The sequence below is a fragment of the Streptomyces sp. NBC_00306 genome, assembly GCF_036169555.1.
Classification (GTDB): Bacteria; Actinomycetota; Actinomycetes; order Streptomycetales; family Streptomycetaceae; genus Streptomyces; species Streptomyces achmelvichensis.
Window position 1 is genome coordinate 1502329 of record NZ_CP108032.1, and the last position, 21619, is coordinate 1523947.

Annotated in this window: 19 protein-coding genes; 6 read left to right on the forward strand and 13 right to left on the reverse strand. The window is 71.5% G+C overall.

What is annotated here, in order from left to right; all coding sequences use genetic code 11:
- Positions 1-2: 2 nt before the first annotated feature.
- Together OHA05_RS06715 and OHA05_RS06720 are read left to right on the forward strand one after the other, a co-directional pair.
- Positions 3-1622: a glycerol-3-phosphate dehydrogenase/oxidase gene (locus OHA05_RS06715; RefSeq protein WP_313947307.1), complete on the forward strand. Its 1620-nt coding sequence runs from the start codon at positions 3-5 to the stop codon at positions 1620-1622.
- Positions 1623-1717: 95 nt separating this feature from the next.
- A complete protein-coding gene (locus OHA05_RS06720; protein ID WP_313947306.1) occupies positions 1718-2389 on the forward strand; it encodes a FadR/GntR family transcriptional regulator in 672 nt (223 codons plus the stop codon).
- A gap of 57 nt (positions 2390-2446) precedes the next feature.
- Here OHA05_RS06720 and OHA05_RS06725 read toward each other — a convergent pair whose 3' ends face one another.
- The 6 genes from OHA05_RS06725 to OHA05_RS06750 all read right to left on the reverse strand — a co-directional run bounded on the left by OHA05_RS06725 (position 2447) and on the right by OHA05_RS06750 (position 8864).
- Positions 2447-2980 carry a putative immunity protein gene (locus OHA05_RS06725; protein WP_328860058.1) on the reverse strand — a complete coding sequence of 178 codons (534 nt, stop codon included), beginning with the start codon at positions 2978-2980 and terminating at the stop codon, positions 2447-2449.
- 119 nt (positions 2981-3099) lie between these two features.
- Positions 3100-4128 carry an ABC transporter permease gene (locus tag OHA05_RS06730; RefSeq protein ID WP_327685089.1) on the reverse strand — a complete coding sequence of 343 codons (1029 nt, stop codon included), beginning with the start codon at positions 4126-4128 and terminating at the stop codon, positions 3100-3102.
- Positions 4125-5660, reverse strand: a complete 1536-nt coding sequence (locus OHA05_RS06735; protein ID WP_328860059.1) for a sugar ABC transporter ATP-binding protein — start codon at positions 5658-5660, stop codon at positions 4125-4127. Before OHA05_RS06735 ends, OHA05_RS06730 begins: the two co-directional genes overlap by 4 nt.
- A gap of 2 nt (positions 5661-5662) precedes the next feature.
- A complete protein-coding gene (locus OHA05_RS06740; RefSeq protein ID WP_313947302.1) occupies positions 5663-6700 on the reverse strand; it encodes a sugar ABC transporter substrate-binding protein in 1038 nt (345 codons plus the stop codon).
- Between the two features lie 71 nt (positions 6701-6771).
- Positions 6772-7548 (reverse strand): SDR family NAD(P)-dependent oxidoreductase, encoded by a 777-nt coding sequence (locus OHA05_RS06745; RefSeq protein ID WP_328860060.1) that lies wholly within the window; start codon positions 7546-7548, stop codon positions 6772-6774.
- Positions 7545-8864, reverse strand: a complete 1320-nt coding sequence (locus OHA05_RS06750; protein WP_313947300.1) for an enolase C-terminal domain-like protein — start codon at positions 8862-8864, stop codon at positions 7545-7547. Before OHA05_RS06750 ends, OHA05_RS06745 begins: the two co-directional genes overlap by 4 nt.
- Before the next feature lie 255 nt (positions 8865-9119).
- On the opposite strand from OHA05_RS06750, the gene OHA05_RS06755 reads away from it, so the two are divergent.
- Positions 9120-10145, forward strand: coding sequence for a PAC2 family protein (locus OHA05_RS06755; RefSeq protein WP_328860061.1), 1026 nt, complete (start codon positions 9120-9122; stop codon positions 10143-10145).
- A gap of 116 nt (positions 10146-10261) precedes the next feature.
- Here OHA05_RS06755 and OHA05_RS06760 read toward each other — a convergent pair whose 3' ends face one another.
- From OHA05_RS06760 to OHA05_RS06780, 5 genes are all read right to left on the reverse strand, one after another.
- Entirely contained in the window at positions 10262-11236 is a 975-nt protein-coding gene (locus OHA05_RS06760; protein WP_313947298.1) for a superoxide dismutase, read from the reverse strand.
- A gap of 158 nt (positions 11237-11394) precedes the next feature.
- Entirely contained in the window at positions 11395-12624 is a 1230-nt protein-coding gene (gene mshC / locus OHA05_RS06765) for a cysteine--1-D-myo-inosityl 2-amino-2-deoxy-alpha-D-glucopyranoside ligase (protein WP_313947297.1), read from the reverse strand.
- A gap of 122 nt (positions 12625-12746) precedes the next feature.
- On the reverse strand, positions 12747-13565 hold the full coding sequence (locus OHA05_RS06770; RefSeq protein ID WP_328860062.1) for an SCO1664 family protein: 819 nt from the start codon (positions 13563-13565) through the stop codon (positions 12747-12749).
- Positions 13529-14119, reverse strand: coding sequence for a DUF3090 domain-containing protein (locus tag OHA05_RS06775; protein WP_313947295.1), 591 nt, complete (start codon positions 14117-14119; stop codon positions 13529-13531). The genes OHA05_RS06770 and OHA05_RS06775 overlap by 37 nt, the downstream gene beginning before the upstream one ends.
- Before the next feature lie 96 nt (positions 14120-14215).
- On the reverse strand, positions 14216-14902 hold the full coding sequence (locus OHA05_RS06780) for a histidine phosphatase family protein (RefSeq protein WP_313947294.1): 687 nt from the start codon (positions 14900-14902) through the stop codon (positions 14216-14218).
- Positions 14903-14961: 59 nt separating this feature from the next.
- Between OHA05_RS06780 and corA the strand changes: the two genes are divergently transcribed.
- Entirely contained in the window at positions 14962-15990 is a 1029-nt protein-coding gene (gene corA / locus OHA05_RS06785; protein WP_313949077.1) for a magnesium/cobalt transporter CorA, read from the forward strand.
- A gap of 99 nt (positions 15991-16089) precedes the next feature.
- Here corA and OHA05_RS06790 read toward each other — a convergent pair whose 3' ends face one another.
- Both OHA05_RS06790 and OHA05_RS06795 read right to left on the reverse strand, forming a co-directional pair.
- On the reverse strand, positions 16090-16875 hold the full coding sequence (locus OHA05_RS06790) for a ferritin-like domain-containing protein (protein ID WP_313949076.1): 786 nt from the start codon (positions 16873-16875) through the stop codon (positions 16090-16092).
- Positions 16876-17128: 253 nt separating this feature from the next.
- Positions 17129-18178 carry an LLM class F420-dependent oxidoreductase gene (locus OHA05_RS06795; RefSeq protein ID WP_328860063.1) on the reverse strand — a complete coding sequence of 350 codons (1050 nt, stop codon included), beginning with the start codon at positions 18176-18178 and terminating at the stop codon, positions 17129-17131.
- Between the two features lie 131 nt (positions 18179-18309).
- Between OHA05_RS06795 and OHA05_RS06800 the strand changes: the two genes are divergently transcribed.
- A complete protein-coding gene (locus OHA05_RS06800) occupies positions 18310-19293 on the forward strand; it encodes an aldo/keto reductase (protein ID WP_313947292.1) in 984 nt (327 codons plus the stop codon).
- On the forward strand, positions 19290-21545 hold the full coding sequence (locus tag OHA05_RS06805; RefSeq protein WP_328860064.1) for a helix-hairpin-helix domain-containing protein: 2256 nt from the start codon (positions 19290-19292) through the stop codon (positions 21543-21545). The genes OHA05_RS06800 and OHA05_RS06805 overlap by 4 nt, the downstream gene beginning before the upstream one ends.
- Positions 21546-21619 lie beyond the last annotated feature (74 nt).

The window sequence follows — 21619 nt, forward strand, 5'->3', positions numbered from 1 at the left end:
TCATGACCACCCTGCAGAGCGTCCCCGCCACGGGGACGCGTCCGGCCGCCGGCTCCCTGCCGGGCCGTGCCGAGACTCGGGAGCAGCTTTCCAAGGCGACGTACGACCTCCTGGTGATCGGCGGCGGCATTCTGGGCATCTCCACCGCCTGGCATGCCGCGCAATCCGGGCTGCGGGTGGCTCTGGTGGACGCCGGCGACTTCGCCGGCGCCACCTCCTCCGCCTCCTCCAAGCTGCTCCACGGCGGTCTGCGCTATCTGCAGACCGGCGCGGTGAAGCTGGTGGCGGAGAACCACTTCGAGCGCCGTGCGGTCTCCCGCCAGGTGGCCCCCCACCTGGCCAACCCGCTCACCTTCTATCTGCCGGTCTACAAGGGCGGACCGCACGGCGCGGCGAAGCTGGGAGCGGGAGTGTTCGCGTACTCCGCGCTCTCCGCCTTCGGTGACGGCGTCGGCCATGTCATAGGCCCGGCCAGAGCGCAGCGTGACGTGCCCGAGCTGCGTACGGAGAACCTCAAGGCCGTGGCCGTGTACGGCGACGACCAGATGAACGACTCGCGCATGGCACTGATGACGGTCCGCGCGGCCGTCCAGTCGGGTGCCACGGTGCTCAACCACGCAGAGGTCACCGGACTGCGCTTCACCAAGGGCCGGGTCACCGGCGCGGAGCTCAAGGACCGTACCGACGGCACCGAGTTCGGCGTCAGCGCGCGCCTGGTGCTCAACGCGACCGGTCCGTGGGTGGACCACCTGCGCAGGATGGAGGACGCGAACGCGGCCCCCTCCATCCGGCTCTCCAAGGGCGCCCATCTGGTGCTGAAGCGCACCTCGCCGTGGAAGGCGGCCCTGGCGACCCCGATCGACAAGTACCGCATCACCTTCGCCCTCCCGTGGGAGGACATGCTGCTGCTCGGCACCACCGACGAGGCGTACGAGGGCGACCCGGCGGACGTCGCGGTCAACGAGAAGGACACCGCCCAGATCCTGGACGAGGCCGCGTACTCGATCCGCGACCAGCAGCTCTCCCGCGATCTGATCACCTACTCCTTCGCCGGTCTGCGGGTCCTCCCCGGCGGCCCCGGCGACACCTCGAAGGCCAAGCGCGAGACGGTGGTCACCGAGGGAAGCGGCGGCATGCTCTCGGTCGCCGGCGGCAAGTGGACGACCTTCCGCCACATCGGCCGCACGGTGATGAACAAGCTGGCGGCCCTGCCCGGCCACCCGCTGGGCGAGTACGACGAGGGCCTGGTGCCGATCTCGCGGCTGCCGAAGAAGCTGCCGCTGCCGGGCATCGCCAACCCCAACGCGGTCGCCCACCGGCTGCTCGTCGGCGGCGACGCCCCGGGCTCGCGCATCGCCGAGGACACCGCGCGTCATCTCGCGACGCACTACGGCTCGCTGTCGTTCGACATCGCACGGCTCGCCGAGGACGACCCGGCGCTCGCCGAGCGGATCCACCCCGACGCTCCCGAGATCTGGGCGCAGGTCGCCTACGCACGCGACCAGGAGTGGGCCGAGACGGCGGACGACGTCCTGCGCCGCCGTACGACGCTGACGATCCGCGGCCTGGCGACGGACGAGATCCGCGCCAGGGTCGAGGACGTCCTGGGCAGGAAGGCCTGACCTCGGGTCGGTTTTCCCCGACGTGGGCGGCTCTCGGGGGGCCGCCCACGTTGTACGCTCAGACATCCGATGAATGAGGGACCGAGGGGGCCGTCGTGGCAGTCACCGACGAGGCGATCGAAAAGATCAAGGGAATGATCGTCTCGGGTGCCCTGCGCCCCGGCGACCGCCTCCCCAAGGAGAGCGAACTCGCCGCCGAACTGGGCCTGTCCCGCAATTCGCTGCGTGAGGCCGTGCGCGCGCTGTCGCTGATCCGCATCCTGGACGTGCGCCAGGGTGACGGCACCTATGTGACCAGCCTGGACCCGCAGTTGCTGCTGGAGGCGCTGAGCTTCGTGGTGGACTTCCACCGCGACGACACGGTGCTGGAGTTCCTCGCCGTACGCCGGATCCTGGAGCCCGCGGCCACCGCGATGGCCGCGAGCCGCATCGGTGAGAGCGAACTGGACCGGCTGAGCGCACAGCTGGACGCGCTGGGGCCCGAGCCCTCCGTCGAGGAACTGGTCGCCACCGACCTGGAGTTCCACCGGGGCATCGTGCAGTCCTCGGGCAATTCCGTGCTCTGCTCGCTGCTGGACGGCCTGTCCGGACCGACGACGCGGGCCAGGGTGTGGCGCGGACTGACGCAGGAGGACGCGGTCAGCCGCACGCTGCACGAGCACCGGGCGATCCTCTCCGCGCTCCGCGACCGCGACGCGGAAGCGGCCCGCTCATGGGCGACGGTGCACATCGCGAGCGTGGAGCAGTGGCTCCGCTCGACGCTCTGAGGGCTGTCCCACAACCCCGGAGAGATGTCCGTACGAGCCCCTGGTACGCGCGCTCCCTCAGGCGCGGAGAGCGGCGTCGAGATCGCGGATGAACTCCCCCACGCGCCCTCCCCCGGGAGGCGCGGCGGGCAGCCGGCCGAGCACCGCGGGGACCGCCGGCGGTGCGTGATGGCGCGCCCATTCCAGGGTCCCGGCGGTCACCCGCCGGTCCTCCGCGGACGCCAGTTCCTCCGCCCGCGCCGCATGCGCTGCCGCCCCGAGGACGTGCTTCACCTGATGGGCGCTCGCCTTGGGATGCAGATACGCGGCCGCCGCCGCATGGCTCGCCGCCCGTGCCGCGTCGGCAGCGGGCGGCGAATCGGCTTCCTGCGCCGCCTTGTACGCCGCCCACGCGCTCTGCCGCAGGGCGGCCGTGCGCCGGCCCCCGGCGGCGAAGGCGTGTGCCGCGTCGATGGCCTCACGAGGGCGTGTGTCGGTGGGCAGGGTCTGCTCGAAGATCGACAGCGTCCTGCGCGCACAGTCGGCCGCATAGCCCGCGATCTCCCGCAGCTCGTGTTCGCTCAGCTCGATGTCTTCCGGCTCGGTCGGCACGGCTCAATCCTGCCGCAGGTCACCGACGCCCGACGCCGTTTCGATCAGATCCGCCCGGCGCCGGAGGCAGGCGAAACGTACCTGCTCGCGGCCCGGGCGGACACGCCCCACGACAGCCCTCAGTCCTGCTTCTCACCGCTCGCGAAACGCGAGATCACCAGCGCGACGATGATGATCGCGCCGTTCAGGAACTGGTTCCACAGCGCCGGCACCCCGCCCAGCGTCATGACGTTGACGACGAGTTGAAGCGTCAGTACGCCGGTGAGCGCCCCGAAGAGCGTGCCGCGGCCGCCCTTGAGGCTGATGCCGCCGATCACCGCCGCGGCGAACACCTGGAAGATCCAGCCGTTGCCCTGGGTGGCGGCGACCGAGCCGTAGTGGCCGGTGTAGAGGATGCCCGCGAAGGCCGCCAGCAGACCGCCGATCGCCAGCACGATCCAGGTGATCCGGTCGACCCGGATGCCCGCCGCCCGGGCCGCCTCCGGGTTGCCGCCGATCGCGTACAGCGCGCGTCCGTGGCGGAGATAGGCCAGTGCCGCACCGCCGATCGCGAACAGCGCCAGACAGATCCACACCGCGGCGGGCGCGCCCAGCCAGTCGGTCTTGCCGAGGTAGCGGAAGGACTCCGGGACGTCGGTGATCGACTTGCCCTCGGTGATGCCGATGTGGAGGCCGCGGAGCATCGTGAGCATGCCCAGGGTGGCGATGAAGCCGTTGACCCGCAGCTTCAGCATCAGGAAGCCGTTGACCGCGCCGATCGCCATGCCCACCAGCAGACAGACGGGGATGGCCGTCCAGACGGGCAGCAGTTCCAGCCCGAGGAAGCGTCCGCCCTCGCTCGGCAGCACCAGCCACATGGCGACGACCGGAGCGATGCCGATCGTGGACTCCAGTGAGAGGTCCATCCGGCCGCAGATGAGGATCAGTGCCTGGCCGAGCACCAGCAGACTCAGTTCGGAGGACTGCTGGACGACGCTGATGAGGTTGTTGGAGGTGAGGAAGACCGGCGAGACGATGAACCCGATGACCATCAGCACCAGGATCACCGGCACGAGCGAGAAGTCGCTCCACCGGATCAGCCGCAGCCGGCTCGCCGGGCTGTCGCTCTTCGTCCCCTCGGCCGTGAGCGGCCGTATGGTCCCGGTCATTCCTGCTCCCCCACACCTTCCATGGCGGCCACCAGTTCGCGGTCCGTCCACCCGCTGCCGAACGTCGCGACCACCCGTCCGTGGAAGAGGGCGAGCACCCGGTCGCAGACCCGCAGATCGTCCAGCTCGTCGGAGATGATGACGGCCGCGCTGCCTTCGTCGGCCACCCGGCGCACCACACCGAGCAGCGCGTCCTTGGACTTCACGTCCACGCCCGCGGTGGGCCGCAGGGCGACCAGCGCACTGGGCCGGCGGGCCAGCGCCCTCGCCACCACCACCTTCTGCTGATTACCGCCGGAGAGCCCGGAGACGGGTTGCTCCGGCCCCTGCGTCTTGATGTCGAGCGATGCGATCATGGACTGGGCGAATTCCCTTGTGCGAGAGGGCAGTACGGTGCCCCACGGGCCGAGCTGGTCGGTGACGGTGAGCGTGGCGTTCTCGGCGACGCTGCGGTCCACGACGAGTCCCTGGCGATGACGGTCCTCGGGGATGTAGCCGATCCCGGCGTCGAGCGCGTGCGGCACGCTGCCGGGCTTGACCTCGCGGCCGTGCACGGTGATGCGCCCGGCGCCGGCCTTGCGCATGCCGACGAGGATCTCGCCGAGCGCGGTGTTGCCGCTGGCCGCGGCGCCCGCCAGACCGAGCACCTCACCGGGCCGCACCTCGAGGTCGAGCGGCTCGAACTCCCCCTCCAGGGTAAGCCCTTCGGTCCGCAGCACGGGTTCCTCGGTGCGTACGGGCCCGACGGGCGCATGCCACTGCGAGGTGCCGCTGACGGAGTCGCCCGTCATCGCTGCGACCAGGTCGTCCTTGGTGAGTTCGGCGACCGGCGCGGTGACGACATGGCGGGCGTCGCGGTAGACGGTGACGGTGGTGCACAGTTCGTACACCTCCTGCAGATGGTGGGAGATGAACAGAAACGCCACTCCCTGGCTCTGGAGCTCCCGCAGTTTGGTGAACAACCGCTGGATGCCGCGGGCGTCCAGCTGGGCGGTCGGCTCGTCGAGGATGATCAGCCGGGCGCCGAAGGAGAGGGCTCTCGCGATCTCCACGAACTGCCGCTGCTCGACGGCGAGATCCTTGGCCCGGGCCATCGGGTCGACGCTCACGCCGTACCCGGCGAGCAGTTCCTCGGCGCGCCGCCGCAGTTGCCGCCAGCTGATGAAGCGGCTGCCGGCGTCGAACCGGTTGAGGAAGAGGTTCTCGGCGACGGTCAGGTCGGGCACGACCATCGACTTCTGGTAGACGCAGGCGACCTTGGACTGCCAGGCCGCCGTGTCCCCGAAGGCGGGTGCGGGCTCGCCGTCGAAGGTGACGGTTCCCGCGTCGGGCCTGTGCAGGCCGGTGAGGACGCTGACGAGGGTGGACTTGCCCGCGCCGTTGCGCCCGACGAGTGCGTGGGACTCGCCGGGCGCGACGGTGAGCCGTACGCCGTCGAGCGCGACGGTGGGCCCGAAGCGCTTGACGATCCCTTCCGCGTGCACTGCGGCGGGTGCGTGCGCGGAGTCCGCGGCGGATGCGGCGTGTGGCATGACTAGCTCTTCTTCTCCAGCTGGTTGGCCCACAGCTTGGGGTCGTCCACGTTGTCCTTGGTGACCAGTGGCGCGGGGAGCTGGTCCTCGAGGCCGCCCGGGATCTTGATGATGGTGGAGCCGTGGTCGGTGGGACCTTCCTTGAAGGTCTTGCCGTCCAGCGCGGCCTTGGCGTAGAAGAGCGCGTACTTGGCGTACAGGTCGGCGGGCTGGGAGACGGTCGCGTCGATCTTCCCGGCCTTGATGGCGTCCAGCTCCTCCGGGATGCCGTCGTTGGAGATGATCGTGATGTGGCCCGGCGTGCCCGGCGGCTTCAGCAGCTTCTTCTGCTCCAGGAGCGCGAGCGTGGGCTGCAGGAAGACGCCGCCGGCCTGCATGTAGATGCCGTTGATGTCGGGGTGCGCGGCGAGGGTGGACTGGAGCTTGGCGGAGGCGACGTCGCCCTTCCAGTCGGTGGCGAGCTCGAAGACCTTGATGCCGGGGAACTTCGTGTCCATGCAGGACTTGAAGGCCTCGGAGCGGTCGCGCCCGTTGATCGAGGACAGGTCGCCCTGGAACTCGACGACCTTGCCCTTGCCCTTCAGCTGCTCGCCGAGGTACTGGCAGGCCTTCTCGCCGTACGCCCGGTTGTCGGCCCGCACCACCATGTAGACGTTGCCCTTGTCGGGGCGGGTGTCGACACTGACGACCGGGATCTTCTTCTCCTCCAGGGTCTGGAGCGACTCGGCTATCGCCCCGGTGTCCTGAGGGGCCATCACGACGGCCTTGGCGCCCTGGTCGGTGAACGTCTGCACATTGGCGACGAGTTTGCCGATGTCGTTCTGCGAGTTGGTCAGGGACAGCGCGTCGACCTCACCGGCCTTGACGCCCTTCTCGACGTACTGCTGGTAGGAGTTCCAGAAGTCGCTGTCGCTGCGCGGCAGATCGATGCCCACCTTGCCGTCCGCGGATCCGCTGCCGGAGTCCCGGTTGCAGCCCGCGAGGGCCGTCACGGCGAGCAGCACCGCGCAGGCCGCGGCACTTGTCGTACGCACTCTCATTGGTCCCGTCCTTCGGTGGTGTCGGCTCAGGTGGTGCTGGGCGTGGCGGGTGTTTCCGGTCTGCTGTGTGCTCAGGTCGCGGGGCGCAGGCGCAGGCCCTGCATCCCGCCGTCGACGGCGAGTGCCGTACCGGTGACGGCGGCCGCGGCGGGGCTCGCGAGATAGACGATGGCGGCCGCGACCTCGTCTGCGGCGACCAGCCGGCCGGTGGGCTGGCGGGCCTCCAGGGCGGCGCGTTCCGCCGCCGGGTCGTCCGCCCGGTCGAGCAGCCGGCCGATCCAGGGGGTGTCGGCGGTGCCGGGATTCACGCAGTTGACGCGGATGCCCTCGCGGACGTGGTCGGCCGCCATGGCCAGGGTGAGTGAGAGGACCGCGCCCTTGCTGGCGCTGTAGAGGGCCCGCTGGGGAAGGCCCGCGGTGGCGGCGATGGAGCAGGTGTGGGTGATGGAGACACAGCCGGGGCGGTCGGCTGCGGCCGCGCGCAGGTGCGGGAGGGCGTGCCGGGCGACGCGCACCATGCCGAGCACGTTGATGTCGAGGACGCGCCGCCACTCGTCGTCGGGATTGTCGGCGACCGTACCGACGGCGCCGATGCCCGCGTTGGAGACGACGGTGTGCAGGGCGCCGAACTCGGCGGCCGCCCGGTCGACGGCCGCGCCCGCCGCCGCGTCGTCGGTGACGTCCGCCGTGACGCCGAGAGCGCCGTCGGGGCTGCCCGCGAGGTCACGGTCGAGCACGGCCACCAGCGCGCCCCGGGCGAGCAGTTGCCTCGTCACGGCCGCACCGATGCCCGACGCCCCGCCGGTCACCAGGGCGCAGAGCCCTTCGAAGTCCCTGACGGCCGTCATGAGTTGACCTCCTCGATGGTGCGGCGGGCCTGCCAGACGGGACCCTCCGGATAGCGGTGGGCGGCCATGGACTCCGGGAGCATGCGGGCGGAGAACCCGGGGGCCCGCGGCGCGACATAGCGTCCGGCGTCGATCTCGGCGGGGTCGGCGAAGTGCTCGTGGAGGTGGTCGACGTACTCGATGACGCGGTCCTCCCAGCTGCCGGAGACGGCGACGTAGTCGAACATCGCGAGGTGCTGGACGAGTTCGCACAGACCCACCCCGCCGGCGTGCGGACAGACCGGGACGCCGTACTTGGCCGCGAGCAGCAGGATCGCCAGGTTCTCGTTCACCCCGGCGACGCGTGCCGCGTCGATCTGGACGAAGTCGACGGCCCCGGCCTGGAGCAGCTGCTTGAACACCACACGGTTGGCGACGTGTTCGCCGGTGGCGACCTTGACCGGCTGCCCGGCGCGTACGGCGGCGTGGCCGAGGATGTCGTCGGGGCTGGTGGGTTCCTCGATCCAGTGCGGCTCGTAGGGCGCGAGCGCCGTCATCCAGCGCACCGCGTCCGCGACGTCCCAGCGCTGATTGGCGTCCACGGCGATACGGACGGAGGGGCCGACGGCGGCGCGTGCGAGCTTCATGCGCCGGATGTCGTCCTCCAGGTCACCGCCCACCTTCAGCTTGATCTGGCCGAAGCCGTCGGCGACGGCTTCCTTGGCGAGGCGGACGAGCTTGTCGTCGGAGTAGCCGAGCCAGCCGGGCGAGGTGGTGTACGCGGGATAGCCCTGGCGGCGCAGCCGTGCGGTCCGTTCGGCGCGGCCGGGTTCGGCGGCGCGCAGGATGGCCAGCGCCTCGTCGGGGGTGAGGACGTCCGTGAGATAGCGGAAGTCGACGAGGGAGACGAGCTCCTCGGGTGTCATCGAGGCGAGGAACTCCCACACCGGCAGGCCGGCGGTCCTGGCCGCCAGGTCCCAGGCGGCGTTGACGACCGCTCCCGCCGCCATGTGCATCACGCCCTTCTCCGGGCCGAGCCAGCGCAGTTGGGAGTCATGGGTCAGTTCGATGTGCAGATCCGCCAGGTCGGAGGCGGTACGGGGGGCGGGCCGGCCGATCACGTACGGGCGCAGGGCTTCGATGGCGGCGGCGGTGACATCGTTGCCGCGGCCGATGGTGAAGCAGAATCCGTGCCCTTCCGACCCGTCCTCGGAGCGCATCACCAGGTAGGCAGCGGAGTAGTCGGGGTCCGGGTTCATGGCGTCGGAGCCGTCGAGCTGTTCCGAGGTGGGAAAGCGGATGTCGTGAACCTCGAACTCCGTGACGGTCTGACTCATGCACGCACCCCCGGGGAAGAACATCGGACCTCTTGCGGTCATCCGATGTATAGCGTCGTCGACGCGCCACCGTCCAGGCCCGTGACGAAATTTCTCGGACACAGCTCGGATGAATCGAGGGCCGGACGCCCTTTTGGGCAAACCGTTGCCCCGGGGCGCCGAAGTTCACCCGCCCGTGCCGGGGGGCTGCGGCCCGGGACCTCGTAAGCCGTAAGGTTGGGGCGTACGAAAGGGAACTTCGGAAGGAGGCACTGGGTGATCGAGCTCGAGGCGGTTCCCGAGCTGATCGACCCGGTCATGGTGGCCGCGTTCGAGGGCTGGAACGACGCCGGCGACGCTGCCTCCACCGCGGTCGCACATCTGGACCGGGAATGGAAGGGTGAGGTGTTCGCGGCGCTCGACGCCGAGGACTACTACGACTTCCAGGTCAACCGGCCCACGGTGTGGCTGGACGGCGGAGTACGGAAGATCACCTGGCCCACCACCCGGCTCTCCGTGGTCCGTATCGGCGGCGACAAGCCGCGCGACCTGGTTCTGGTCCGCGGCATCGAGCCGTCCATGCGCTGGCGCTCGTTCTGCAACGAGATCCTGGGCTTCGCCCATGAGCTGGGCGTCGAGATGGTGGTGATCCTCGGCGCGCTGCTCGGCGACACCCCGCACACCCGGCCGGTGCCGGTCAGCGGCATCACCTCGGACCCGGACCTGGCCAGAACCATGGACCTGGAGGAGACCAGGTACGAGGGACCGACCGGCATCGTCGGCATCCTCCAGGAGGCGTGCACGCACGCGGGCGTGCCGGCGGTGAGCCTGTGGGCCGCGGTGCCGCACTATGTGTCGCAGCCGCCCAACCCCAAGGCGACGCTGGCCCTGCTCAACCGGCTCGAGGACCTGATCGGTCTGCGTATCCCGCTCGGTGAACTGGCCGAGGACGCCCGGGCCTGGCAGCTCGGTGTCGACCAACTGGCAGCCGAGGACAGCGAAGTGGCGGAGTACGTCCAGACGCTGGAGGAGGCGCGCGACACCGCGGAGCTTCCCGAGGCGTCCGGAGAGGCGATCGCCCGCGAATTCGAACGGTATCTGCGGCGGCGGGACGGCGGTCCGGGCGGTCTCGGCCCGGCGGCCGGTCCGGGTCATGCGACCGAGGGCGGCGACAGCGGTTCCTACCTGCGCGACCCGGGCGGGCGTACGCGACCGCCGAAGCCGCCGCGCGCGGAGCCGGAGAGCGAGGCGTCCGGCGAGTCCGACGCGGACGGCGACGAGCCGGAGTCCTCGGAGGACTGACCGGCGGGCGCCGAAGCCCGCGGCCGGACGACACGGGGCAAGGGTCCGGGGCGGCGCTCATCGAGCGCCGCCCCGGACGTGTTCAGTGTTCCGTGTTCAGTGTTCGGGCTCCGTGCTCAGCGTCCGACCCGGTCCACAGCGACCACGTCGTACGGGGTGTCCGGGGTCGGCTGGGCCACGTCGAAGCGGGCGTTGGGCAGATAGATCCGGTCGCGCCACACGGCGGCCGTCGTGGGGACCTTGAAGCCCGGATCGGTGATCCGGGCGATCACCCGCCCGCTGGTCCCCGACTCGTTCAGCTTCAGGACCGCGATCGTGTTCAGCCGGTTCTGTACGACGTGAAGAAGGCGGCCGAGCAGCAACAGCCCGTCCGCGTTGGGCAATGGGGTCCCGCCGAGGTCCACGCGGCGCGCCACGCCCGTGCGCGGGTCGACACGCATCAGGGAGCCACCGCCCACCGCCTGATTGACCATCAGCAGCGCCCGGCCGTCCGGGGTGCGGGAGATGCCGTTGGCCGTGAGCGCGGCTCCCTGCACCCAGTCACCGCCGAGCGGCACCGTGGTGATCGCCTCACCCGGTTCGTCGCGCGGGCCGAGCGGGAGCCGGTAGAGGTTCGGCTTGAAGGAATCGGTGAAGTAGGCCGCCCCCGGTGTGAGCACCACATCGTTGACCATGGTGCCCTCCGATCCGACACCGAAGGTCCGGAGCAGCGTTCCTCTGCGGGCGTCGGCGATCCGGATCTCCCGGCTCACTCCGCCGCACAGGAACAGCAGCCGTTCCCGTCGGTCGATCTTGAGCCCGATCACCGGATGCGCGGCGCCGAGGCCCTGGCTGACGATCCGTCCGCGGCCGGTGGCGAGGTCGGCGCGGTAGACGGAACCGGTCGCGATGGAGCCGATCCAGGCATACGGACCGGCCCCGATGGTGATGCCCTCGGGACGGAAGCCGTTCGGCAGGGGGAAGGTCTCGGGCCATGGCCGGCCTGCGTGTTCGGCGGCGCGGGCCGGGCCGGCGAGGGGGCTGAGGAGAGCCGCGCCACCGAGCGCGGCCGCGGTTCGGAGAACTCTTCTTCGTGCGAAGGAGCGGGTCATCGTGCGTCCTTCCGACAAGTGTTCTGCAGAGGTCTCCACCTCAGCACAGAGCCGCCCCACTGCGCAGGAGCGCGGCACACATGCGGACGGGCGCGTTCAGGCCGGGGACCTGAACGCGCCCGTGGGGCGGACGTGCCGGATGCGGCGGAAACGCCGTACTACAGGGCCACGCCCAGCAGGGCGTCGACCGTGCGGGAGACGAGCCCGGGCGCGCCCTCGTCCGTACCGCCCTCGGACCGCTGACGCTCGGCCCAGCGGTCGACGGCCCGCAGCGCGGCGGGGGCGTCGAGGTCGTCGGCGAGCGCCTCGCGGATCTCCTCGACGAGCGCGTCCGCGGACGGCCCGTCGGGCCGGGACACGGCTGCCCGCCAGCGGTCGAGCCGCTCCACGGCCTCCCGCAGGACCTGGTCGGTCCACTCCCAGTCGGCGCGGTAGTGGTGGGCGAGCAGGGCGAGCCGTATGGCGGCCGGGTCGACCCCGTCGCGGCGCAGCTTGGAGACGAAGACCAGGTTGCCCTTGGACTTCGACATCTTCTCGCCGTCGAGCGCCACCATGCCCGCGTGCACATAGGCCTGGGCGTAGGGGTGTTCGCCGGTGAGCGCCTGGGCGTGGGAGGCGCCCATCTCGTGGTGCGGGAAGGCGAGATCGGAACCGCCGCCCTGCACGTCGAAGCCCATGCCGAGGTGGTCCAGGGCGATCGCGACGCACTCGATGTGCCAGCCGGGACGGCCGCGGCCGAGGCTGCCGCCGTCCCAACTCGGCTCGCCCTCACGGGCGGCCATCCACAGCATCGGGTCGAGAGGGTTCTTCTTGCCGGGGCGGTCCGGGTCGCCGCCGCGCTCCGCGGAGAGCAGCCGCATGGCTTCGGCGTCGAGGTGCGACACCTCACCGAAGTGCGGGTCGGCCTCGACCGAGAAGTAGGTGTCGCCCTCCAGCTCGTAGGCGGCGCCCGCGTCGCGCAGACGCTCGACGAGCGGGACGATGCCCGGTATCGCCTCGACGGCTCCGACGTAGTGGCGCGGCGGAAGCATCCGCAGGGCGGTCATGTCCTCGCGGAACAGCGCGGTCTCGCGCTCGGCGAGCTCGGTCCAGTCCTGCCCGTCGCGGACGGCGCGCTCCAGGAGAGGGTCGTCCACATCGGTGACGTTCTGGACGTAGTGAACCTGCCGCTTGGTGTCGAGCCACACGCGCTGAACGAGGTCGAACGCGTTGTAGGTCGCCGCGTGACCGATGTGGGTCGCGTCGTACGGCGTGATGCCGCAGACGTAGATACGGGCGACGGGACCGGGGGTGAGCGTCACCAAACCGCTGGTCGTGGAGTCGTGGATCCGGAGGTCGCGGCCCTTGCCGGGCAGGGCGGGGACCTCAGAAGCGGGCCAGGCATGCATGTCATGAGCCTAACCGGACGGGAGTTCCACATACGAACCGGATCACGCAGGTCGACCGGTTCCCGCGGTCCTGCGGGACCCGGCGGACCACGGCCGCGGACGGGCGGCCGCGGTGGGCGGCCTCAGACCGGCGGCCACGGGATGGCGGGCCACTCCCCCGACGGCACCGGGTGTCTGCCCGACGCGATCAGAGCCGCCACCCTCGCCCGTACGGAATCGACCTCCGCCGCCGTGAGCAGTTGCGCCAGCCGGGTGACCAGCGGCTCCCCGTCGGCCAGGGCGGGCGCCAGGGCGGTGAGGGCCTCCAGGGCCTCGGGCGCCAGGGGCTCGCCCGCCCAACCCCACAGCAGGGTGCGCAGCTTGTCGTCCACGTTGAAGGTGACGCCGTGGTCGATCGCGTAGAGCACGCCGTCGGCCGTCGGCAGCAGATGCCCGCCCTTGCGGTCCCCGTTGTTGATCACCGCGTCCAGCACGGCCAGGCGTCGCAGCCGCTCGTCGTCCGCGTGGACCAGCAGCGCGGTCCGCCCCTCGCCGACGTCGGCGAAGCCGACCGCCTTCCAGCCGTCCCCCGGCTCCTCCTCCTCGACGAGCGCGAGCAGGGCGGCGGAGGGGTCCGCCTCGATCCAGAGCTGGACCATGCCCTGTCCGTACGGACCGTCCCGCAGGACGGTGGGCGGTACGAGGGTCCATCCCAGCGCCTGGGAGATCTCGTAGGCGGCCACCTCGCGCTGCGCCAGCGTGCCGTCGGGGAAATCCCACAGGGGCCGCTCGCCGGCGACCGGCTTGTAGACACAGGACGCCGTCTCGCCCTCAAAGGAGACGGAGCAGAACAGCACCGCGTTGGACGCCTCACGGACCCGGCCGCGCACGGTCAGCTCACCCTTGGTGAGCAGGTCGAGTGCGGTCACGCTCCGCGGCGGTATCCGTTCTGGCGCGGACATACGTGTCCCTCCGGGTCGAGCGGCAGACTGCACAGCGGGCACGGCGGCCGGCCGGCGTTCACCACGTCCAGCGCCCGCTTGGCGAAGGCCCTGGCCTGCGCCCCGGTCAGCCGGACGCGCAGCATCGGCGGACCGTTCTCCTCGTCCTGGAGCAGCCGCTCCTCGGCCTCCGCGAGGTCCTCCTCGGAGTCCGCGTCCAGTTCGACGAGCGCCTGGGCCTCGACGATCATGCGCTGTTCCTCGCCGTCCCAGGCGAGCGCCATCGTGCCGACCCGGAACTCCTCCTCGACGGGGGCGTCCAGCGGCGCGGTGTCCGAGACGTCGGCGGGGGCCATGGCCGGCACCGGGGCATTGCCCCCGGTACGGCGTACGACCTCGTCGAGCAGCTCATCGATCCGCTCGGCGAGCGCGGCGACCTGGGTCTTCTCCAGGGCCACGCTCGTGGTGCGCCCTGCGGCCGAGGCCTGCAGGAAGAACGTACGGCGTCCAGGCAGCCCGACCGTACCGGCCACGAACCGGTCCGGCGGGTCGTAGAGGAACACCTGACGGGACACGTTCTGTCTCCCTCGAGAACTCGGGAACGATCGGGGTGGGCGGACGGTGCGCGGGCACACGGGTTTTCAGCCCGTCCACCCTACTGCTCCGGGCGATCACGGGGCGCCCGCGCCGCCTCCTACAACCGCGGTCCCGTCTCCGGCGTTCCCGCGCGGTGCCAGCGAGCCGAAATCACCTGTGTCACCGAGACGCAGAAGAAACGGCCTTGTACGGGTGTAACGGATCGCTGTCACGGAACACGGTTCCACATGGATCCGCTGGAAAAGATCGAGATGCATGCCGAGCGCGTCCGCGACCAGCGCCTTGATGATGTCTCCGTGAGAGCACATCACATAGGTGGCGTCCTCGCCGTGCGCCTCGGCGACACGCGCGTTCCAGTCGCGCACGGCGTCGACGGCCCGCGCCTGCATGGCCCGCATCGACTCACCGCCCGGAAACGCCGCCGCCGAGGGGTGCTGCTGCACGACCTCCATGAGCGGCTCGTCGGCGAGCTCCTTGAGCTTGCGGCCCGACCAGTCGCCGTAGTGACACTCGCCGATCCGCTCGTCGGTCTGGAGCTCGAGACCGGGGCGTGCGTCCAGCAGCGGCCGGAGCGTCTGCTCACAGCGTTCCAGGGGGCTGCTGACGGCCGCGGCGAGCGGTACGTCGGCGATCCGGGCGGGCAGCGCGGCCGCCTGCGCGGAGCCGCGTTCGTCGAGATGGACGCCGGGGGTCCAGCCGGCGAGCACCCCAGCGGTGTTGGCGGTGGATCGGCCGTGGCGTACGAGGATCAGCGTGACCATGAGCGCCAGCCTAGGCGGACTGTGGCCAGAGGGTGCGCCGGGGCGGCTCGCACGGAAGAATACGCGCCGTGATCGTGGACTGCGCCATCTACCGGGAAGGGCGCCGCACCGAGGGCCCCAAGGACTTCTCCGACGCACTGGACGAGGCACGGGCCATCGGGGACGCCTTTGTGTGGATCGGCGTGCACGAGCCCACGGAGGAGGAGTTCGACCTCGTCAGCAGCGAGTTCGGGCTGCATCCGCTGGCGGTCGAGGACGCGCTGAAGGCCCATCAGCGGCCCAAGCTCGAGGTGTACGACGACTCGCTGTTCATGGTCCTCAAGCCGGTGGTCTACGAGCCGGAGAGCGACTCCGTCGACACCAGCGAGCTCATGATCTTCATCGGCGACTCCTTCGTGGTGACGGTCCGGCACGGCGAGGGCGCCCCGCTGCACGACGTGCGGGAGCGGCTGGAGGCCGATCCCGACGTGCTGAAGCACGGCCCCACCGCGGTCCTGTACGCCATCAGCGACGCCGTCGTCGACCACTACATCGATGTGGCCGCCGAGCTCCAGGTGGACCTGGAGGAGATGGAGACCGAGGTCTTCGCGCCGACCGGCAAACCGGCCGGCAAGGAGGCGGGGTCCTCCGGATCGGCCGTCTCTCCCCCGACCGCGGCACGGATCTACACCTTCAAGCGGCAGGTGCTGGAGTTCCGGCGGGCGGCCGCACCCCTGTCGGCCCCGATGACTCGCCTGGCGAGCGCGGGGGTGCCCTTCGTGGAGAAGCGCTCGCAGCCCTTCTTCCGGGACGTCAGCGACCATCTGACACGCGCCAACGAGCAGGTGGAGGGGCTCGACCGGCTGCTGTCGGACGTGCTGGCGGCCCATCTCGCGCAGACGAGCGTGCGCCAGAACGACGACATGCGGAAGATCTCGGCCTGGGCGGCGATGGCGGCGGTGCCCACCATGGTCGCCGGCATCTACGGCATGAACTTCGAGCACATGCCGGAGCTGGGCTGGACCTGGGGCTATCCGGCCGTCATCGCCCTGATGGCGGGCGCGGTGGTCGGGCTGTTCCGGCTGTTCAAGCGCCGCGGCTGGCTGTAGCGGCGCTCGACAGGCGGGGAGCGTGCCCCTGGGACGTGCGCTCCCGGCGGACCGGATGCTCTCGGTGGGCCGGGTGCTGTCGGCGCGGACCGGGTGCTGTCAGTAGGCCGGCGCGGCGGTGGGCGGTCCGTCGAGCGCGCCCCGTCGCGTCGGCATCCGCAGGCCGACCATCTTGTGCCAGCCGCCGAACCGCTCGTACGCGTACATGCCGTGGATGCCCGCGGCGAGCGCGGCGGACTTGGCCCGGGGCCAGTGCAGCAGCCGCCCCATGTGCCCCATCACGGCGAGGCTGACGTCGCGGTACACCGCGATCTCGGCGAGGGCGCTCTCGCGCAGGACGCCGTGGATGGTGCGGCCGTGGCCCTCGGCGGCGAGACGGAGCAGTTCCTCGTGGCAGTACGCCAGGTGGTTGTCCTCGTCGTCGCAGATCATCCGGATCGCCTTGCCGAGCTCCGGATGGTCCCCGAAGTACTTGACCAGCATGTCCATCTGATCGGCCGCGCGCTGCTCGGTGACCCGGCTGTGCGAGAGGTAGACGACGATGTCCTCCTCCGTGAGGGGCTCGTCGCGGCGCAGCTTCTCGTGGGTGAGACCGATGCCCCGCTGTTCGAGCAGCATCGTGTAGTCGGTCTCGGGCGGGACGGGGACGGCTTCGAGCCCGCGCTTCTTCAGCAGGGCCTGGAAGATCCTGCCGTGCTTGTCCTCGTCGGCGCCGTGCCGGGTGATCTTCGGCGCAAGGGCACGCATGCTGTCGGGTACGAGGGCGGCGATACGGGCGTTCTCCCAGCCTCCCTGGGCCTCGCCGCTGGCGGCGATGGAGCAGAAGAGCTGGAAGGAGTCGTCGTCGTCGATGATTTCCTGGAAAAGGCTCCGAGCCGAGAGCATCACTGCCACCTCCTGAAGGTGTCCGCAAAGAACGAGTCAAATGCGGTACGGGAGGCGAGGCAACAGCTGGGTCGCGCAACTGCGCCGAACGGAGGACATGCGGGCCCGCAAGAAGAGGGAGTAACCATGGCCGCCTGTTCGGCGTTGTGTGTACGACGGCCGTGGCGGGGAAGACCCCCGAGCCCCCACCACGGCCGCAGAACTTCTCTCCCGGGCCTCTCGGCCGGTCCCTGGGCCCGGTCCCGGAAAGCGATTACGCGAGGCCCGCGCGCTCCAGGGCCTCGGTGCCCGCCCGGAGCGCGGTGATCCGCTCGTCGAGCGTGAAGCCGGCCGGTGCGAGGGTCAGCGTGGTGACGCCGGCCTCGTTGTACGCCTGCATCCGCTCGGCGATCCGCTCCACCGACCCGAGCAGCGCGGTGGAGTCGATCAGCTGGTGCGGCACGGCCGCGGCCGCGCCCTGCTTGTCGCCGGACAGGTACTTGTCCTGGATCTCCGCGGCTTCCTTCTCGTAACCCATGCGCTGCGCGAGCTGGTTGTAGAAGTTCTGCTTGCGGCTGCCCATGCCGCCGACGTACAGCGCGGTGTAGGGACGGAACATGTCGGCGAGGCCGTTGACGTCGTCGCCGATCGCCAGCGGGAGGGTCGGGCAGACGTCGAAGCCCTCCATGGTCTTGCCGGCCTTCTCACGGCCCGCGCGCAGATGGCGGATCGCCGTCTCCTCGAGGTGGTCCGCGGAGGGGAAGATCAGCAGCGCGCCGTCCGCGATCTCACCGGTCTGCTCCAGGTTCTTGGGGCCGATCGCGGCGATGTAGAGCGGGATGTGCTCGCGCTTGGGGTGGACCGTGAGCTTGATCGGCTTGCCCGGTCCGTCGGGCAGCGGCAGGGTCCAGTGCTCGCCCTCGAAGGACAGACGCTCGCGGGACATGGCCCGGCGGACGATCTCGACGTACTCACGGGTGCGGGCCAGCGGCTTGTCGAACTTCACGCCGTACCAGCCCTCGGAGACCTGAGGTCCGGAGACGCCGAGTCCGAGACGGAAGCGGCCGTCGGAGAGGGAGTCGAGGGTGGCCGCGGTCATGGCCGTCATGGCGGGCTGGCGGGCCGGGATCTGCATGATCGCGGAGCCGACGTCGATGCGCTCGGTCTGGGCGGCGACCCAGGTGAGGACCGTGGGCGCGTCGGAGCCGTACGCCTCGGCGGCCCAGCAGACGTCGTAGCCGAGCCTGTCGGCCTCCTTGGCGACGGCGAGGTTGTCGCCGTCCATCCCCGCGCCCCAGTAGCCGAGGTTGATGCCGAGCCGCATAACCGCTCCCTCTTACTGATCAGTAACGTCCCTGTTCCGGGGGACTCTAGCGCGGGTCCCCGCGATCCGTCAGGGGGAGGTTGTCCACAGGCTCTCTCAGGGTGGGCCCATGGCCAGTAATCTCAGCGCCCATGGAACAGAGGCATCTCGGCCGGACCGGCCTGCGTGTGTCCCGGATAGGGCTGGGCACCCTCACCTGGGGCCGGGACACCGACGAGCACGACGCCGCCGACCAGTTGAAGGCGTTCTGGGAGGCGGGCGGGACGCTGGTCGACACCGCCGATGTGTACGGCGGCGGGGATGCCGAATACCTGCTGGGGCAGTTGGTCGAGCGGCTCGTGCCCCGGCGCGATCTCGTGATCGCGACGAAGGCGGGGAGCGTTCCCGACCCCGACCGCCGCTTCGACGGCTCGCGCGGACATCTGCTCGCGGCGCTGGACGACTCGCTCCAGCGGCTCGGCACGGACTACGTCGACCTGTGGCAGGTCCACGCCTTCGACCCCCGGACGCCACTCGACGAGACGCTTCAGGCGCTGGACATCGCGGTGAGCAGCGGCCGGGCACGGTACGCGGGCGTGTCGAACTTCTGCGGCTGGCAGCTGGCGAAGGCGGCGACCTGGCAGCTGTCGGCGCCTGGCATGCGGACGCGCCTGGCGAGCACGCAGATGGAGTACTCGCTGCTGCAGCGAGGGGTCGAGCGGGAGGTGCTGCCGGCGGCGCTCGACCTGGGTGTGGGGCTGCTGCCGTCGTCGCCGCTCGGCCGGGGCGTGCTGACCGGGAAGTACCGGCATGCGACCCCGGCGGACTCCCGTGGCGCATCGGAGCAGTTGGCGCCGTTCGTCGAGCCGTATCTCGACGAGGCGGCAGACAGCATCGTGGACGCGGTCGTGACAGCGGCCGACGGTCTGGCGGTGACGGCGCTCCAGGTGGCGCTCGCATGGGTGAGGGACCGGCCGGGAGTGGTCGCCCCGATCGTCGGCGCGCGCAACGCGCAGCAGCTCACGGCCGCATTGTCAGTGGAGACGCTTACGCTTCCTGACGAGATCTGCCAGGCGCTCGACGATGTGTCGGCGCCCGTGCACCGCTATCCCGACCAGGACTGGAGCACGCTGTGACCGCGCCTTCCGAGGGGCCGCAGCCCCCCACAGCCGCTGAGGAGCAGGCCGGACCCCCGGCCGAGGACCGCGCCGCCGAGACGGCCGCGGACGGCACCACTGCGGACGGCGAGACCGCGGACGGTGGGGCGCAGGCGGCCGAGAGCACGCCGGCGGACGGCGACGCCGAGGCCGAGAGCGCGTCCGAGGACGGGCAGCCCGCGTCGGGTACCGCCGGGACCGGCGCCCCCGGCACCACCGACGGCGAGGAGGCCGCCAAGCTGTCCGAGGCCGAGGCCGAGCTCGCCGCACAGCGGGAGTTGCGGGCCCGCATCGAGCAGCGGAAGGCCGAGAAGGAGGGGCCCATCCAAAGCGGCACCAAGCTGAGCGGCCAGACGGCCGATCTGCTGGCGGCGGTCCGTGCCGTGGAGAGCGGCGAGAAGCCGAGCGGCGCGTTCTTCGACTCCCCCGGGTCCGGCGAGGGGTCCGCGTCCGACACGGCTCCGCGGCGTCCGGCTCCCGGTCCGACCGAGCCCGTCCGGCCGCGGATCCCGGGACCGCAGACCGGCCGCCGGGCCGCCGCACCCGAGACGGTGGAGGCCGTCAGGGCCGTGCTCGTCGAGGGCGGTGCGCCCGAGACCCTCACGGCCCAGGTCGCGGAGTCGCTCGGGGAGCAGGCCGCCGGGATGCTGCGGGAGAACCCCTGGCAGCTGCTGTCGGTGTCCGGCGTACGGCCCGAGCAGGCCGACGGGTTCGCGCGGGCGTTGCTCGGCGACGGGTGCGGCCCGGGCGACGAGCGGCGCACGGCCGCCCTCGTCACCTGGCAGCTGGAGCGGGCCGCACTGCTCGGGCACACCGCGCTGGAGTCCTCGGCGGTGCGCAGCGCCCTGGCCGAGCGGTCCGTGCCCGACCCCGACGAGGCCCTTCAGCAGGTCATCGCCGAGGGCGCGGTCCTCGTGTTCCAGGACGGCGTGCCGCAGGAGGGCGCGGACGAGGGCGAGACGGATACCGAGTCCACGCCGGGTGAGGAGTCCGCGGAGCAGGCCGTGCCGGTGCTGCTCGGCCTCGACCGGTACGCACTGGCGGAGGAGAGCCTCGCGGACAGCCTGGCCCGGCTGGCCAAGACCGGCGCCGACGCCCGGTGGGAGGCCGCCGAGCCGACGGATCTGGTCCGGGCCGTGGCGGCGAGCGGTCTGGTGACCCACACCGGCGGCGAGGCGTCCCGCGCCGAGCCGGCCCGGCTCGCCGAGGCCGCGACGGCGCTCGGGCTACGGGCCGTGGTCGCGGTCCACAGCGAGGACGGCGGCCGACGGCTCGGCGGAGCGGTCACCGTCTCCGGGCTGCTCGCGGGGACGGAGGGCCCGGGCCGCGACCAGGACGGCGCGTTCGCCCTGGATCTGCTGGTCGTGCTGGACGCTCCGCAGCTGGACGTCGAGACGGCGGCGATGCTGGTCGAGTCGATGCCGGACGGCGGCCGGCTGGTCCTCAGCGGGGACCCCGCGCTGCTCGCCTCGGCGGGCGCCGGCCGGGTGTTCGGCGATCTGCTCGCCGCTCGCGTCTGCCCGCAGATCGCCTCCCGGACCCCGGACCCGGGACCCATCGGCGAGCTGGTCTCGGGCATCGGGATCGGCGAGCTGAGCCAGGTGGAGGCGCCCGGCAAGGAGGTCGTCATCGTGCCGGTGCGCGACGCCGGCGAGGCCGTCCACCGCACCGTGCAGCTCGTCGCCGACTCGGTGCCGCGCGCCATCGGGGTGCCGCCCGCCGACACCCAGGTGATCACGGTGGGCCACGGCGGCTCGGCGGGCACCCGGGCGCTCAACGCGGCGCTGAAGCAGCGGCTGAACCCGGGCCCGGGGCGGTTCGGCGGCTTCGACCCCGGTGACCGTGTCGCGTATGTCCCCTCCCCCGGCCGTACCCGCCCGGGCACCGTCGTCTCGGCGGACACCGCGGGGCTCCATCTCGACTGCGCGGGCGCGGCGGTGGTCGTTCCGAAGGAGCAGGTCGAGTCGACGGTGCGCCACGGCTGGGCGATGACCGCGCACCAGGCGACCGGGATGCGCTGGCCCGCGGCCGTCGTGGTGCTGCCCGGGGATGCCGCCCAGGGCCTGAGCAGGCCGTGGGTCTACACCGCCTTCAGCCGCGGCGAGCGCCATCTGTCCGTGGTGCACGGCGTGGACCAGGCGCTGCCGCGCGCGGTGGCGGAGGTCCCGACGCAGGAGCGGACGACACGGCTGCGTTCGCTGCTGGAAGGCCTGCTCGCCCCGACTCCCTGAGCGCTCGTGCCGAGGCCCCCTGCCGCAGGACCTGCTGGTCCGCGGAAGGGGGCCTCCTGCGCGCCCGGGCCGGT